The following is a 15,401-nucleotide window of genomic DNA, read 5'->3' as shown; positions in this document are numbered from 1 at the left end:
GCCTCTCATCGCGGGAACGGGTCGAAGTCGGCAGAAAAGTCGATGGGAAACGAGGCTACCGCCGTGCCGGTTGCGCGCGCGTACGCATTGGCCACGGCCGCAACGGCCGCCGGCACGCCGAGCTCGCCCGCACCTCCAGGTTCGTCCGCACCCTCGATGACGATCACCCGAACATCGGTGGGCGAATTCCGCTGCCGCGCATAATGAAACTGCGAATAACTCCCTTCGAGCGGTAGACCTTCGTCGATGTGCAATCCTGCCGACAGGACAGTCGACACAGCATCGGTGAGGCCGCCGAGCATCTGAGCCTCGAGACCGGTCGGATTTATCGCCTTCCCGACGTCGAGCGCCACGACTGCTCGCCGTACACGCGGCGCATTCGGATCGGTCACGTCGATATCGACGACGACCGCTGTACTGGAACGATACTCGGCGTGAAATCCCACACCCTGCGCCCACCCGTCGGGCAGCACTGCGCCCCAGTTACTCTCGCGCGCGGCGGCGTCGAGAACCGCGAGATGGCGAGGGTCGGTGAGGTGCGCACGACGGAAAGCGATCGGGTCGACCCCGAGAGCACCCGCAGTACGGTCGACGACGATCTCGGCGGCACCGCGACTGTTGGCCGAGTACACCGACCGCCAACTTCCGGTATTCATCGGCAGTTCGACCTCTGCGAGAGACTCGATGGTGTCACCGAAGTCGTAGGGGCTCTCGACCGATCTCGAGAACACCGATCGTCCGGAACCCGACGATCCCGACGCCGTCAGAATCTCACCGAGTCCGTGCGAAAAATCCGTTGCCACAGAGGCGACTCGGTGCTCGAAGGAAACGACGGCACCTCCGTCGGTCTTCACTCGGAATCGATGATGCGACGCGGGCCTGGCGCGTCCGTGACGCATGTCGTCGACTCGCGTCCACATCAAACGCACCGGCCTGCCCATCGCTTTGGAGATGCGTGCAGCCTCGAGCGGTGCGTCGAAGAACAGACGTCGACCGAAGGACCCGCCGCCGTTGACCACATGCGCGGTGACCGCCTGCACCGGCAAACCGAGCACTCGTGCGATCACCTGCTTCGCGACGATGGGGGTCTGCATCGATGCCCAGATCTCCGCCGAGTCCGAACGGACGTCGGCCACAGCAGAATTGGTTTCCATGGCGGCGTGCGAGACGAACGCGAAGTCGAATTCCGCGTCGAGATCACCAGTTGTGGTGAAGGGTTCGACGGCGCCGCGTAATCGCTGACGGATCGTGTCATCGTTCTCGGCAGCGAAGGGGCCCGCAGTCCATGTCACCGCTGCAGCAGCACAGGCATCGATGGCCTGCCCGAACGTCGACGCCATCACCGCGACACCGGTTTCGATCACCGCGACGTCGAGTACGCCCGGCATCGCGCGCAGCGCCGCGTCGTCGACCGACTCCACCTTGGCTCCGATGGTAGGGGGCCGACGCACCACCACCGGCATCGCGCCCGGTACCTCGAGATCGAGCGCGTACCGGTGCTCGCCGGTCACCATGGCACGGGCGTCGGACCGACGCGTGGGAGTACCCACAAGGCGGAACCGATCAGGGCTTTTCGGTTGGAACGCAACATCTCCGAGTGCTGGATCCGCGGCAGCGACGGCCACGTCTCCGATTCCCATGGTTCTACCGTCGTTCGCTGCGAGAATTCCGACATCGAGTGCGATGGTGTCGGGTAGGACGCCCCACCGCGCTGCCGCCGCGGCAACCAATCGAGCGCGAGCGCCTGCGGCCGCATGACGGACGGGGCGGTACAGCGAGCGGATCGAATTGGAGTTCCCGGTCAACTGGCCGAACAACAGCTCGGGGCGTGCATCAGCGAGTGTGGTCTCGACCGCATCGAGTGAGACGTCCAACTCTTCCGCGACCAGCATCGAGATCGAGGTGGTCAGGCCCTGCCCCACCTCGGCCCGCGGCAGCACCAGTCCGACGGTGCCGTCGGTCCGAATCTCGAGCACGACAAGAAGGTGAGCAGTGGCGCTTCCCTCGAGAATCAGGAGATCGCCCAATTCCATCGCCTTCTCGGCCGGGGTGGCGTGAGCGAACGGTGAAACCGCGACGGTGAGGGTTGGTGCCAGCAGGAGGGTCGTCAAGAACGCGCGGCGGTTCATCCCCGCACCACTCATCTACCCTGACCCCCCTGACCGATTGCAGGTCCACTGTAGAGGTCGGGTCCTCGTCACCGTCCAACCCCTCGACCGCCCGGCCTACCCCTCGACCGCCGGGGCCAATCTCCTGATCGCGCGCATAGGGATGTCGAGCCAGGTCGGCCGGTTGCGCGCCTCGTAGACCGCCTCGTAGACGGCTTTGTCCAATTCGTACGCGCCGAGCAGAGCAGCGTCCGCACGCGGGTCGGTAGCGGAGACCGAAGAATAGCCGTCGCAGAACGCAGCCGTATTGCGCTGCGCCCAGTACGACGCCCGCGCGTACGTCGCCTCCGAACTTCCGGAATCGAGTAGCAGATGGTGCGCGGCGTAGTCGAAGGATCGGAGCATTCCTGCCACGTCCCTTAGCGGACTGTCCGGTCGTCTGCGCTCTTCCAACGTCTTGGCCGGCTCACCTTCGAAATCGATGAGCAGCCAGGTGGACGGTGTCCGTAGAACCTGGCCCAGATGCAGGTCGCCGTGGATTCGCTGCACAGTCGTCGTACCCGCAGCTTCCGCGCGGGCGATGAGCTCACGCGCTGCAGGAAGGTGCGCGGCAAGTTCCGGGACAATGCCTGCCGCTTCCTCGACCCGTCCCAAGATTTCGTCGACCGACGATGCTGCCGGTCGCTGCGAGGTGCCGAGCTGCTTCGCTAGGTCTGCGTGTACGTGCGCCACCGCCACACCGAGGTCGAATGCTTCACTGGCGAAGTCCGAGGCGACGTCCTCCGCAGCGAGATCACCCGCGAGCAGGTCACGGACGCTCGCCAGTGCGGTTGTCCACCCTTCGGCCGAGTCGATGACGAAGTCCTGTGCCATCCCCAACATCGACAGTTCGCCGCCGGACTGCGTTTCGATCCAGCCTCGCAGTGGCGCAACATTGGCGCAGCCCGTCTCCGCGAGGGCCCTGTGCAGTTCGATGTCCGGATTGACACCCGGGGACACCTGGCGGAACAGCTTGAGCAGGAGTACATCGCCGAGAATCACCGACGTGTTCGACTGCTCGGCCCCGAGTACTCGGCCTGCCATGCCCGAATCGATCGACGTTCCGCTCACATTTCGGAAGTCGACCGAACCGACGGACCCTTCCGTTGCGAGCAGATCTCCGTAGAGAGCGATGATCGCCGGGTCACGCAGACCGTCGTACACGACCACCTCGTCGAGGTGCGGAAGCGACAATTGCCAGGAAGCAAGGTCGTCGGGCGCGTTCTCGCGGAATCCGAGGGGTATCTGGTATTGCTGCACGCGGCCACCGCTGGACGGCGGTGCGTCCAGCACGATGTCCACCAACAGATGCTCGGCAGCCACCCCGGGCCGCGAGCCCAGCGGCACTCGGGACGCCACAGTCAAAGAGATCAACTTCGAGCCCTTGCCTGCAAACCACCGTTGCTGCGGCACCCAGGCCACCAGTGCAGTCTCTAGATCTACCGTTTTCACGAGCGTCGAATCGGTCATAGAGAGTTCTCTCGCCTCCGCATTCGCTTGGTGTTCCTACCCTATCGATCGATCCATGTCTGTGCCTGCCGGGCGAGCCTGTGCCCGCCGGGCGGCCCGGTTCGACAAGTACCCGATCCGCTTTCGATCACACACTGCGGCATTTGTAGTGTGAAAGTTATCCGTCCTCACGACGTTTCCCGGCGGCGGCTCGTACAGTGGACATATGCCAGCTCCACAACCTCTCCCTCACAGCTCGAAGGGGTTCGCGCCGATCCCGCACATTTACATCCACAAAGCCGGCGATCGATTGAAAACCCGTGTGGCATGGCTCGACTCGAAGCATTCGTTCTCCTTCGGGCAGCACTACGATCCGGACAACACGCATCACGGCGTACTTCTGGTCAACAACGACGACATCGTCTCGCCTGGTGAAGGTTTCGACTCACACCCCCACCGAGACATGGAGATCATCACCTGGGTAACGAAGGGTTCTCTGGTACACCAGGACTCGATCGGACACTCGGGAGTGATCTACCCCGGCCTTGCGCAACGGATGAGCGCGGGCAAGGGCATCATGCACTCCGAGAAGAACGACTCCTGGCGACTGACAGGTGACACCCACTCCGAGCCGGTGCGGTTCGTGCAGATGTGGGTCGTACCCGACACCCCTGGAATCGATCCCGGCTACGAGCAACTGGAGATCGACGACGAACTACGTCGCGGCGGACTGGTTTCCGTCGCTTCGGGTATGAAAAAACATCACGGCGAGTCCGCAATACGCATCTCACAGAAGTCGGCCGCCCTGCATGTGGCGCGTTTGCAGCCGGGTCGTCCGGTTTCCATTCCCGAAGCGCCGTTCCTTCATGTTTTCGTCGCCAAGGGAACTGTGCAGATGGAAGGTGTGGGAGAACTGTACGAGGGAGACGCGGTGCGCCTGAGTTCATCTGGGGGACAACGCATTCAGTCGAACGAGACGGCCGAGGTCCTGGTATGGGAGATGCACAGTCGCCTCGGGGGCTAGCAAACGCCTGCTTTCCCTGCCGACTGTCCGAGTACGACGCTAGACTCTCGATTCACCAGTCCAGAGACAAATCGGGGGGAACATCACAGTGTCCGATCAACCACCTTCAGGACCACCACCGGGCGACTACCCACCAGCCGGCGGCAATCAACCCGGCAGTAACGAGCCCGGCAGTAACGAGCCCGGCAGTAACGAGCCCGGCAGTAACGAGCCCGGCAGTAATGAGCCGCAGGGGAACTACCCCCCGCCCGGTAACTACCAGCAGCCCGGTAATTATCCACCGCCGGGCAACTACCAACAGCCCGGCCAATATCAACAGCCGGGTAATTATCAGCAGCCCGGTAACTATCAGCAGCCGGGCCAGTATCCGCCGGTAGCACCCCAGAACACTGTGGGTGTCGTAGCCCTCGTACTGGCAATTCTGGGCATATTGAGCAGCTTCACCATCGTCGGCGGGATAGTCCTGGGTCTGCTGGCCGTGGCTCTCGGCTTCGTCGCACGGTCGCGATACAAGAAGGGAACGGCAACCAACGGCACCGTCGCGCTGATAGCCATCATCCTTGGCTTCATCTCGGCGGCACTGTCCATCGCCCTCATTTTCCTTGGCATTGGTTTGTTCAACAGCGTCGGGGGCGACGACCTCGTGAGCTGCATGAACGATGCCGGAAACAACCAGTCTGCTCAACAAGAGTGCTCGGACCAATTCCAGAACAACATCGAAGACCGATACAACGTGACGATCGAACCCACGAGGTAGCGATCGTTCCCAGCTTCTTCACAGCTGAGATGCAGATTTCCCGCAGTATCGGGAAAGACAATGGGCATCATGAACAAAGACGTAGAAATTAGTCGCAGGCGTGTCAGTCGTCGTCGAGCAATGGCGCTCGGCGGCGGCGTCAGCCTGGCCGGATTCGTTGCCGCCTGCACCGGCAACTCCGACACCAGCACAGCCACTACCAGCACTGCAGCCACCAGCGCTGCAGCCGTCACCAGTTCCGACGACGCATTTCTCACGTTACTGAACCAGGCACCGTCGTGCCTCATGACAGCCGAGGAAACGCAGGGACCGTATTGGTTCGACGTCGATTCCATCCGCGGCGACATCCGCGAGGACCGGCCGGGCTCGACATTCGAACTGGCGCTGCGAGTGCAGGATCTCGACAACTGCTCCGCGGACGGCATCGCGAACATCGGCAGCAACGATGTCGTCGAAATCTGGCACTGCGATGCAGGCGGCGTCTATTCCGGCTTCGAATCCGGCTCGACTGCAGCCGACATCGGTGGTGCCGGCGCATCAGGCGGCACGGGCGGACCACCCGAAGGCGGCGCTGTGGGCGGAACCCCGCCCGGGGGCGGGGCGGGAGGACCACGCGGTGATGGTGGCGGCATGGGGGGTTCCGGCGAGACTTCGGACGGTTCGTACAGCGTCGGCGATTCCGAGTCGACCACCACCGACGACGGCACCTATCTGCGCGGGGCTCAGACCACCGACGCCAACGGCATCGCGAAATTCACCACGATCTTCCCGGGTTGGTACATCGGCCGAACCACACATATCCACGTCAAGGTGCACATCGACAAGAAAACAGTACTCACCACACAGCTCTTCTTCGACGACGCGGCCAAGACCGAGATCTATTTGACGGCACCGTATTCCGACCACACCGGCTGGGAGAACAACGTCCAGAACTCCACCGACAACATCTATGACGACACCGGGCTTGTGACGATGCAGAAAAGCACCGACGGCTACCTCGGCGCGGTCAATCTGGGTGTTTCGGTCTAGCGACCTCGCCTTCGCGGCGGGGCTCCCGTCGACGACGACCTGGTCACCAGCCCGACACAGACAGTCAGCGGGCAGACGAGACTTTATGGTCGGGTAATGCAACATGCCAACCGTTGTCGGGTCAGCTGCGTAGATCTCGCATCCGGAACGCGAATGTTCCCAGCACGCCGGTAACTGCGGCCAGCACGATCAGCCACACCAGCGGTCTCGTCGTCACCTGCCCACCAGGCAGATGGGGCAAGTGGGTGAACGGCGACAGATCGAGCCAGAACTGCGGCAGCCCGACGACCGAACCGACCTGACCCAGCAGAACGCAGCCGACGAGCAGCGCCCATGCCGCACTCGAGTATCGAGGTGCGACGCCGAACAACAGGGTTCCCGCAGCCGTCAGCACCCAGATCGCCGGAAGTTGGACGAGCGCAGCACCGAGCACCGTCGGCAACGCCGACCCCACGTCGCCGACGGCGACGCCATACGCAATTCCTGCGGCGAGACCCACCACGAACATGACCACGACAGGACCGAAGACCGCGAACACCAGGTGGCTCGACAGCCACCTCGCCCTTCCGACGCTGCCCGCAAGAACGGATTCGGCGATGGACTCGTCCTCCTCCGTGTGGGCCCGCAGGATCGAGGAGATCGAATAGGCCGCCGCCCCAATTCCCAGGATGGAGATCGCGGTGGCGAGAAAGGACTGCACGAGCGAGGTTCCGCCGAACTTGTCGAGTGCGTCCGTGATCGCGGCACTGCTCCCGAGTTGACCACCGACGCCGTCCGCCGCACTCCCCAGAACCAAAGCGATCGAGCCCAGTCCGACGGTCCACGCGACCAGCGATCCGCGGTGTCCTCGCCACGCGAGCCCGAACACGCCTCCGAGAGACGCCGACGCCGTGGCTGGACCCCGCCTTTCGGCAACGAGTCCCGAGCCGAGGTCTCGTTCGCCTGCGAGAACGAACGCTGCGGTGACGGTCAGCGCCGTCGCAACGAGGGGGACAAGGAGAACCCACCATCGCTCGTCGGCGAACGGCCTCAACTGTGCCGACCATCCGATGGGCGACAGCCAGGACAGCGTCCCCGAGCCCGCGTCTCCCACGGCACGCGCTGCGAATGCGAGCGCCAGCACCGACAAGGCAAATCCGCGTGCGAGCCGTGCGCCGGATGCGATCTGGGCAGCGACGGCTGCGAATCCGGCGAACACAGCTCCGACGGCAGCGATCCCAAGCCCGAAGGCGAGGCTGCCGAGGACTGCGAATCCGGTGGCGAGCAGTGACACCGACGCGATCACGGCCGTACTGGCAACTCCGCCGACGGCGACGAGAATTGCGGCCGACAACGCAGCGCGGCGACCGACCGCAGTCGAACCCATCAGTTCGGTCCGGCCCGCATCCTCCTCGGCCCTGGTGTGTCGAACGACCGTCAGGATCGCGGCCAGTGGCGCGAGTGTCAGGAGAATTCCGGCTCGCCACGTCACGAGTGCCCCGAGATCACTCCCGAAGATCGGACCGACCATCGCAAGCTCAGCCGGGGTGCGAGCCGTCGCCTCAAAGAACGTCTCGCGGTCGGTTGCCGCTGGGTAGAGGCCGCGGAAGCTGACGGCGTAGAGCAGCGGAACCAAGCCGATCACCAGGACCCACAACGGAAGGACGACCCGATCCTTGCGGAGGTAGAGCCGAATCAGCCCGAGAGTGCCCGTCATGGCTGGTGCGCCGAAGTGCTCGATGCGTAATACTTCAGGAACAGGTCCTCCAGCGTCGGGGGCGAGCTGACCAGACTGGTTATTCCACCGTCGGCGAGCAGATGCATCAGTACCGGCAGATCGGCGCTGGTGGTTCGGCAGGTCACCGAGTGACCGTCGACGGTCACCTCACCAGGCAACGAGCCCGGATCGACAAGGGGCCGCTCCAGCACGGCCGTGACCGTGGAGTGAGTCAGGTGCCGCATGTCCGCGAGCGCACCCGAGTCGACTGTTCTGCCGTCGCGGATGATCGTGACACGATCGCAGAGCTTGTCGACCTCGGACAGAATGTGCGACGACAGCAGCACCGTCGCGCCGCGCGCCACCGCGTCGGTGACGCAACCTGCGAACACCTGCTCCTTCAGTGGGTCGAGTCCGGTTGTCGGTTCGTCGAGCAACAGCACGTCCGCGTTCGACGCGAATGCCGACACCAGCGCGACTTTCTGCCGGTTCCCCCTGGAGTAGGTGCGCGTCTTCTTCGTTGGGTCGAGTTCGAAACGCTCGATCAGTTCCCCTCGACGCGCCGGGTCGATCCCACCGCGCATGCGCGCGAGTAGATCGACAACTTCGCCGCCGGTGAGCTGGGGCCAGAGCGTCACATCACCGGGGACGTAGGCAAGGCGTCGATGCAGGGCGACGGCGTCACGCCACGGGTCGCCGCCGAGCAGCTGGACGTGACCGGAGGTGGCGCGTATCAGACCGAGCAGAATTCGGATCGTGGTGGACTTGCCTGCGCCGTTCGGGCCGAGGAATCCGTGAACCTCACCCGCGCCGACATGAAGTTCGAGCCCGTCAAGGGCTGTGGCCTTGCCGAACGTTTTGCTCAGTTCGCTGACATCGATGGCCATCATGACTCCTCCAGAAAAGCAGTGAGTGTGTCGGAATCGGTGAACAGTGCTTCGGTGTAGAGCTCGAGCGCGGGGAGCGTGGTTTCCTCGGTCAACGCACGGACGGCAACCGTGAAATCGGTTCCTTCGGGCAGCATCTGGATGTAGAGCAACATGCCGCCGACACTCTGGCGGGTGAGGAATCGGGCGCGAGCGGCTGGGTCGCGGCTGGAGGTGAGTTTCCCGCTCTTCACCCCCTCGTGGAGGTAAGCGGCCGCGTCGTCGACCATGCGCTCGAACATTGCGGTCGCGAGCTGTCCGCCAACCGCGAAACTTCGGACAATGTAGGCGACCGTCGGGGCGTAGTGGTCGATTTCGGCGAGCTGTTCGATGACGCTGGCCGGCGAGCCCGCCAGCGACGCGGATTTGCTCTCGTGGATGACCGCCAGAACGTACTCGTCACACGCCCGCCGAAGGCCCTCTTTCGATCCGAAATGGTGATTGACCAGTCCGGGAGACACGCCTGCTGCGGTCGCCACCGTGCGCACGCCCGTCGTGAATCCAGACCGGCCGAACACGTCGATGGCCGCATCGCGGATTCGAGCCCTCGTCGTCAGATCTTCCGGCTTCACTGAACGCATGTTTCAGATCCTAAACACCCGTTCAATCGCACGCAAGAGTGTAAAGATGGGAAGCATGACGGCATTGGATTCAGGACCGGCCAACTCTGGCATCGACCTCACCTATACGGACTCCGGCACACGGGCACAGGACGATCTGTTCGTTCACGTCAACGGCAAGTGGCTCGACGATTACGCCATCCCGGCGGACCGCGCGGTCGACGGAGCGTTCCGGACCCTCTACGACAAGGCCGAAGAAGACGTCCGCACAATTATCCAGGAGTCGGCAGCATCCGATCCGGCCGTCGGCACCGACGCGCAGAAGGTCGGCGACCTCTACTCGAGCTTCCTCGACGCGGAGGCCGTCGAAGAGGCGGGACTTACCCCTATCGCCGACGAACTCGCTGCCGTCGCCGACGCCGGTGACCTCGTCACCCTCGCCGAGGTAATGGGGTCGCTGCAGCGGACGGGTATCGGCGGAGCCATCGGCCACTACGTCGACACCGACGCGAAAAATTCCTCCCGCTATCTCGTGCACTTCTCGCAGTCCGGAACGGGCCTGCCCGACGAGTCCTACTATCGCGAGGACGGCTACGCCGAGATCCGTGAGGCCTACGTCGCGCACATTGCGAAAATGTTCTCCCTTGCCGGCCTGTCCTACGACGCGCAGCGCGTATTCGACCTGGAGAAGAAGCTCGCCGCGGGGCACTGGGACGTCGTCGAACGCCGCGATGCCGAGAAGAGCTACAACCTGTTCGAGTTCGACACCCTCGTGAAGAACGCACCTGGATTCAATTGGGCCGCCTGGATTTCCGGTCTCGGTGGCACAACGAAACAGTTCGCGGAAATCGTCGTGCGGCAGCCTCCGTACCTGACCACGTTCACCGGCCTCTGGGTGTCCGAGGACATCGAGGACTGGAAGGCATGGCTGGCGTGGCGCATCGTGCACGGCCGGGCGACGTACCTGACCGCAGCACTCGTCGACGAGAGTTTCGCTTTTTACGGCACCAAGCTCAGCGGCACCGAAGAGAACCGAGAGCGTTGGAAGAGAGGCGTCTCGCTCGTCCAGGATCTCCTCGGTGAGGTCGTCGGCAAGATCTACGTCGAGCGGCACTTTCCCGCGGACGCGAAGGCACGCATGCAGGTCCTCGTCGCGAACCTCACCGAGGCGTACCGCCGAAACATCACCGACCTGGAGTGGATGAGTCCGGAGACCCGCCAGAAGGCTTTGGACAAGCTCGACAAGTTCACCCCGAAGATCGGCTACCCCGACCGCTGGCGCGACTACGACGCCATCACGATCGACGCGGGCGACCTCGTCGGCAACTACCGACGAGGCTACGTCGCCGAATACCAGCGAGATCTAGACAAGCTCGGTGGCCCGGTCGACCGCGACGAATGGTTCATGACCCCGCAGACCGTCAACGCCTACTACAACCCGGGAATGAACGAAATCGTCTTTCCCGCAGCCATTCTGCAGCCGCCGTTCTTCGACTCCGGCGCCGATGACGCAGCCAACTACGGCGGAATCGGAGCTGTCATCGGGCACGAGATCGGCCACGGATTCGACGATCAGGGCGCCAAGTACGACGGTGACGGCAACATGATCGACTGGTGGACCGATTCGGATCGCACCGAGTTCAGCAAGCGCACCACGGCATTGATCGACCAGTACGACCAGTTCGAGCCCAAAGCACTGCCCGGTCACAAGGTGAACGGCAAGTTCACGATCGGTGAAAACATCGGCGACCTCGGCGGACTGTCCATCGCCGTCGCCGCGTACAAGATCGCACTGGAAGGTAAGGACGCTCCCGTACTCGACGGACTCACGGGTCTGCAACGAGTGTTCTTCGGATGGTCACAGGTGTGGAGGACCAAGGCACGCGACGAAGAGGCGATCCGTCGTCTCGCGGTCGACCCGCACTCCCCGCCTGAGTTCCGCTGCAACGGAGTAGTACGCAACCTGGACAGTTTTCACGAAGCGTTCGCTGTGAAGCCAGGAGATGCGCTGTACTTGGATCCGGAGCAGCGCGTCAAGATTTGGTAGGCGCATGTGCGCGGAAATACGTCCCCTGCGACGTATTTCCGCGCACATACCCGACGTAGGAGGGCCTCGATGAAAGCTCGAATCAGATGGATCGCGGCGCACGGCATCGTGCGCTACGGAGCACAGAAGGCCGCCAAGGCCGGGGACATGCAGGCGATGCTCGTCGCCGACCCGGCGACGCGCGCAAACCCGCGGCAGGTGTTCGAAAGAATCCGTGCCGCGGGGCCGCTGGTGAAGACGCGAATCTCGAACATCAGCGTCAACCACCGCGTGGTGCACGAGCTGCTGCGCTCCGACGATCTCCGCGTCACCGAGCTCGGGGCCAATCTCCCCGGTCCGCTGCGGTTCGTCGAGAATCGGACACGGTCGAAGGCCCTGCACCCCCTGAAGCCGCCGTCGTTGCTGTCGGTGGAACCGCCCGAGCACACGCGGTACCGCAAGCTGGTGTCCTCGGTCTTCACCCCGCGCGCTGTCGCGAAAATGCGCGAGATGGTTCAGGAGAAGGCCGACTCCCTGCTGGACGATCTCACCAGGGGAGGCCGCGAGGTAGATATCGTGCACGCCTATTGCGCTCAGCTCCCGGTGGCCGTCATCAGCACCATCCTCGGCGTACCCGATGAGGACCGTCAGAAGGTGTTGGAGTTCGGTGAGATGGCGGCGCCGAGCCTCGATATCGGGTTGTCCTGGGAGCAGTTCCAGCGCGTGGAGAAGGGACTGGAGCAGTTCGACGCCTGGCTTGCCGATCACCTCGCCGAGCTACGCCGCAACCCTGGCGACGACTTGATGAGCCAACTCATCAAGGCGAAGGAGGACGGTGTCGGGCTCAACGACGAGGAGCTCCGCGCAACAGCCGGTCTTGTGCTTGCGGCCGGATTCGAGACGACGGTCAATCTACTCGGCAGCGGCATTGCGCTGCTCCTCGAACATCCCGATCAGCTCACAGTTCTGCAGGAGGATCCCGCCCACTGGGTGTCGGCGGTCGACGAGATGCTGCGCCTGGAATCACCGGTGCAGCTCACCGCACGTCTGGCCAAACACGATGTGACGATCGAGGGAATCCCGATCGCGAAGGGCGCACTCGTGGTTCTGGTCCTGGCTGGGGCCAACCGCGACCCCGAGGTGTTCGAGGACCCCTACCGATTCGATGTCACTCGCGCGAACGCGAACAAGCACCTCTCGTTCTCGGGCGGGCGTCACTACTGCCTCGGCGCGTCGCTCGCGAAGGCCGAGACCGAAGTGGGATTGAAGACGCTCTTCGACCGGTTCCCCCACCTGCAGTCCGCAGGCGAGGGAATCCGTCGTGACACCCGCGTCCTGCATGGCTGGGCGTCGCTGCCCGTCGATCTGGGACAGCCTGCTTCTACAAGCGCTCCCCGGTAGAGGACGAAAAGAAGAACACCTCGTCGAGCTTGGGGACCACCCGGACGGTCTGAGCGAGACCGACGGCGAGCTTTCGATCGACGCGAACCGCGAGCCGGCCGGACTGGGCACTCCAGTCCGAACCGAGCGGCGGCGCGCCGTACAGGAACGACTCCGCTCCGAGTTCCTCGACGAGTTCGACTGCAACAGAAACAGACCCAACCCCCTCGCCGACGAGATCCCAGCCTTCGGGCCGAATCCCGATGGTCACCCGCGCATCCGATGTCGGTGCCGGCATCCGGACGCCTCCGATAACCGCGGCACCGTCGATCACCGGAGCGTCGAGAAGATTCATTCCGGGAGAACCGATGAAGCCTGCGACGAACGTGTTGACCGGGTTGTCGTACAGCTCCCGCGGTGCAGCGACCTGCTGCAACTTTCCTGCCTGCAACACCGCAACGCGGTCACCCATCGTCATGGCCTCGACCTGATCGTGGGTGACGTACACGGTGGTTGTGCCGAGGCGCTTCTGTAGTCCGGCGATCTGCGCCCGGGTACTGACGCGAAGCTTGGCATCCAGATTGGACAGTGGCTCGTCCATGCAGAACACCTTGGGCTGACGAACGATCGCGCGTCCCATCGCCACCCGCTGACGTTGACCACCGGACAACTTGCCCGGCTTACGGTCCAACAGAGGTTCCAACTCGAGCATCTTCGCGGCCTCCAGCACACGGACCGCTGTGTCCGCCTTGCTCATTCCGGCGTTGCGCAGAGCGAACCCCATGTTGTCCCCGACGGTCATGTTCGGGTACAGCGCGTAGTTCTGGAACACCATCGCAACGTCCCGCGCCCGCGGGGCGAGCGAGGTGACATCGACGCCGCCGATGTCGATGTGGCCGCTCTCGACCGATTCGAGACCGGCCAGCATGCGCAGACTCGTCGACTTGCCACATCCCGAAGGGCCGACGAGAACGATGAATTCACCATCGGCGATATCGAGCTCGAGCGAATCGACGGCCAGTGAGTCGGCGCCTGGGTAGCGATGCGAGACTGCCGAGTAGTGGACGGCTGCCATTACGCGGGAAGCTTCGGGGTGATCTGACGGTCGATGATCTGCTGCAGCTGGTCCTGCACGCTCGCGAACGTGGTTGCCACGTCGGCGTTCTGGAGTGCGATCTGCTCGAGACCGGTACCGATGATCTTGTCCCCGCCAGGCACGAACACGCGAGCACTGTCCTGCGAGCGCGTCTTGGCCAGCTGGTCGACGGCCGTCTTGGCGTTCGGGTTGGCTTCGAGGAACGCAATCTCGCTCGGATCCTGCTGAGCGGACTTGCGGACCGGCATGTAACCGGTGTTCTGCGAGAAGTAGGCGGTATTGGCGCCGTTGGTGGCGAAGTCGATGAACCTGAGCGCGTTGACCTTACGCTCGTCCGAGATCTTGGAGGGGATGGCGAGACCGGCCCCTCCCGTCGGGCAGCCAGGCTGTCCGTCGTTGGACGGCAAGAATGCCGTACCGAACTCGAAGGCTGCGTTCTTCGTGATGCCCGAGAGATCGCCGGTCGAGGCAACGGTCGAGGCGATGATGCCTGCGCCGAAGTCGTTGGCGATGTCGTTGGAAACCGCTGCGTACTTCTTGGTGTGGATCATGTCCTTGAGGAACTGACCTGCCGCAATGGTCTTTTCGTCGTCGAACTTGAGCTCGAAGCCGTCGGAGTACGACCCACCGAACGTCCAGATCGGGCCCTCGAACGTCCAGCCCAGGTAGTCCACCGCGTTGCCCCAGCCGTGAGCGAGCTTGCCGTTGCCGACGACGGCCTGGATCCGTGGGCCCCACTCGTCGAATTCCTGCCACGTCGCGGGTCCACGATCCGGGAGGCCTGCCTGCGCCCAGACTGCCTTGTTGTAGTAGAACAGCGGCGTCGAACGCGCGTACGGAAGCGCCCAGTGATTGCCGTTCCAGTTGTAGTCGGCAAGAAGAGAATCCACGTAGTCGCTGGAGTCGACACCTGCTGCCGCGAAGTGCTTGTCGAGGGGCTCGATGGCACCGGTCAGTGCGTAGTTGAACCACCACACATCGGAGAGGACGACGACGTCGGGCACGTCGTTACCGGACAGCGAGGCGTTGAATTTCTGCGAGACCTCCTCGTAATTCTTTCCGCCGTCGATCAGGTTGACCGTCAGGCCCGGGTTCGCGGCCTGGAAGCGCGAGATGAGCTCCTTCTCGAACTCCTGCGACTTACCGGGGTGACTCGACCAGAAGTTGATGGTGCTTGCATCACCGGATCCGGCATCGCCCGAGGAGCTTGTTCCGGGTCCGCTGCACGCGGCCAGGGCCGCACCAGCGGCCAGTGTGCCGGTCAGGGTGAGGAATCCGCGACGATTTATGTTGGCCATGAGTGTTTCTCCT

At 63.6% G+C, this 15,401-nt stretch carries 12 protein-coding genes; 5 read left to right on the top strand and 7 right to left on the bottom strand.

From position 1 onward, the window contains the following. Positions 1-5: 5 nt before the first annotated feature. The gene (locus QMK17_RS14970; RefSeq protein WP_283510058.1) at positions 6-2,144 is read right to left on the bottom strand and encodes a molybdopterin cofactor-binding domain-containing protein; all 2,139 of its coding nucleotides are present in this window, start codon (positions 2,142-2,144) and stop codon (positions 6-8) included. Between the two features lie 81 nt (positions 2,145-2,225). Continuing rightward, positions 2,226-3,617 (bottom strand): maltokinase N-terminal cap-like domain-containing protein, encoded by a 1,392-nt coding sequence (locus QMK17_RS14965; protein ID WP_283510057.1) that lies wholly within the window; start codon positions 3,615-3,617, stop codon positions 2,226-2,228. A gap of 205 nt (positions 3,618-3,822) precedes the next feature. On the opposite strand from QMK17_RS14965, the gene QMK17_RS14960 reads away from it, so the two are divergent. The 3 genes from QMK17_RS14960 (at position 3,823) to QMK17_RS14950 (ending at position 6,406) form a co-directional block, all read left to right on the top strand. Then, the gene (locus QMK17_RS14960) at positions 3,823-4,620 is read left to right on the top strand and encodes a pirin family protein (protein ID WP_283510056.1); all 798 of its coding nucleotides are present in this window, start codon (positions 3,823-3,825) and stop codon (positions 4,618-4,620) included. 88 nt (positions 4,621-4,708) lie between these two features. After that, on the top strand, positions 4,709-5,377 hold the full coding sequence (locus QMK17_RS14955) for a DUF4190 domain-containing protein (protein WP_283510055.1): 669 nt from the start codon (positions 4,709-4,711) through the stop codon (positions 5,375-5,377). A 69-nt stretch (positions 5,378-5,446) separates the two neighbouring features. Further along, positions 5,447-6,406: a protocatechuate dioxygenase gene (locus tag QMK17_RS14950; protein WP_283510054.1), complete on the top strand. Its 960-nt coding sequence runs from the start codon at positions 5,447-5,449 to the stop codon at positions 6,404-6,406. 121 nt (positions 6,407-6,527) lie between these two features. On the opposite strand, the gene QMK17_RS14945 is transcribed toward QMK17_RS14950, so the two are convergent. Genes QMK17_RS14945 through QMK17_RS14935 form a run of 3 tightly spaced genes read right to left on the bottom strand, consistent with a single transcriptional unit; the run spans position 6,528 to position 9,609 of the window. Continuing rightward, a complete protein-coding gene (locus tag QMK17_RS14945) occupies positions 6,528-8,102 on the bottom strand; it encodes an ABC transporter permease (protein WP_283510052.1) in 1,575 nt (524 codons plus the stop codon). Next, a complete protein-coding gene (locus QMK17_RS14940; protein ID WP_283510166.1) occupies positions 8,099-8,989 on the bottom strand; it encodes an ABC transporter ATP-binding protein in 891 nt (296 codons plus the stop codon). Before QMK17_RS14940 ends, QMK17_RS14945 begins: the two co-directional genes overlap by 4 nt. Further along, on the bottom strand, positions 8,989-9,609 hold the full coding sequence (locus tag QMK17_RS14935) for a TetR/AcrR family transcriptional regulator (protein WP_283510051.1): 621 nt from the start codon (positions 9,607-9,609) through the stop codon (positions 8,989-8,991). The genes QMK17_RS14940 and QMK17_RS14935 overlap by 1 nt, the downstream gene beginning before the upstream one ends. Positions 9,610-9,664: 55 nt before the next feature. On the opposite strand from QMK17_RS14935, the gene QMK17_RS14930 reads away from it, so the two are divergent. Together QMK17_RS14930 and QMK17_RS14925 are read left to right on the top strand one after the other, a co-directional pair. Further along, a complete protein-coding gene (locus tag QMK17_RS14930; protein WP_283510050.1) occupies positions 9,665-11,635 on the top strand; it encodes a M13 family metallopeptidase in 1,971 nt (656 codons plus the stop codon). Between the two features lie 69 nt (positions 11,636-11,704). After that, positions 11,705-13,015 (top strand): cytochrome P450, encoded by a 1,311-nt coding sequence (locus tag QMK17_RS14925; RefSeq protein ID WP_283510049.1) that lies wholly within the window; start codon positions 11,705-11,707, stop codon positions 13,013-13,015. Here the strand turns inward: QMK17_RS14925 and QMK17_RS14920 are convergent. Further along, positions 12,996-14,069: an ABC transporter ATP-binding protein gene (locus QMK17_RS14920; RefSeq protein WP_283510048.1), complete on the bottom strand. Its 1,074-nt coding sequence runs from the start codon at positions 14,067-14,069 to the stop codon at positions 12,996-12,998. The two genes, QMK17_RS14925 and QMK17_RS14920, sit on opposite strands and share 20 nt — an antisense overlap. Then, entirely contained in the window at positions 14,069-15,388 is a 1,320-nt protein-coding gene (locus QMK17_RS14915; protein WP_283510047.1) for an ABC transporter substrate-binding protein, read from the bottom strand. The genes QMK17_RS14920 and QMK17_RS14915 overlap by 1 nt, the downstream gene beginning before the upstream one ends. Positions 15,389-15,401 lie beyond the last annotated feature (13 nt).

It is taken from the genome of Rhodococcus sp. G-MC3, from assembly GCF_030063335.1.
Taxonomy (GTDB): domain Bacteria; phylum Actinomycetota; class Actinomycetes; order Mycobacteriales; family Mycobacteriaceae; genus Rhodococcoides.
This window is presented reverse-complemented; position numbering and strand designations above follow the sequence as displayed.

Excerpts from the sequence above, each read along its gene's own strand:
- QMK17_RS14970 (WP_283510058.1), bottom strand. The coding sequence starts at position 2,144 with ATGAGTGGTGCGGGGATGAACCGCCGCGCGTTCTTGACGACCCTCCTG.
- QMK17_RS14965 (WP_283510057.1), bottom strand. The coding sequence starts at position 3,617 with ATGACCGATTCGACGCTCGTGAAAACGGTAGATCTAGAGACTGCACTG.
- QMK17_RS14960 (WP_283510056.1), top strand. The coding sequence starts at position 3,823 with ATGCCAGCTCCACAACCTCTCCCTCACAGCTCGAAGGGGTTCGCGCCG.
- QMK17_RS14950 (WP_283510054.1), top strand. The coding sequence starts at position 5,447 with ATGAACAAAGACGTAGAAATTAGTCGCAGGCGTGTCAGTCGTCGTCGA.
- QMK17_RS14945 (WP_283510052.1), bottom strand. The coding sequence starts at position 8,102 with ATGACGGGCACTCTCGGGCTGATTCGGCTCTACCTCCGCAAGGATCGG.
- QMK17_RS14940 (WP_283510166.1), bottom strand. The coding sequence starts at position 8,989 with ATGGCCATCGATGTCAGCGAACTGAGCAAAACGTTCGGCAAGGCCACA.
- QMK17_RS14935 (WP_283510051.1), bottom strand. The coding sequence starts at position 9,609 with ATGCGTTCAGTGAAGCCGGAAGATCTGACGACGAGGGCTCGAATCCGC.
- QMK17_RS14930 (WP_283510050.1), top strand. The coding sequence starts at position 9,665 with ATGACGGCATTGGATTCAGGACCGGCCAACTCTGGCATCGACCTCACC.
- QMK17_RS14925 (WP_283510049.1), top strand. The coding sequence starts at position 11,705 with ATGAAAGCTCGAATCAGATGGATCGCGGCGCACGGCATCGTGCGCTAC.
- QMK17_RS14920 (WP_283510048.1), bottom strand. The coding sequence starts at position 14,069 with ATGGCAGCCGTCCACTACTCGGCAGTCTCGCATCGCTACCCAGGCGCC.
- QMK17_RS14915 (WP_283510047.1), bottom strand. The coding sequence starts at position 15,388 with ATGGCCAACATAAATCGTCGCGGATTCCTCACCCTGACCGGCACACTG.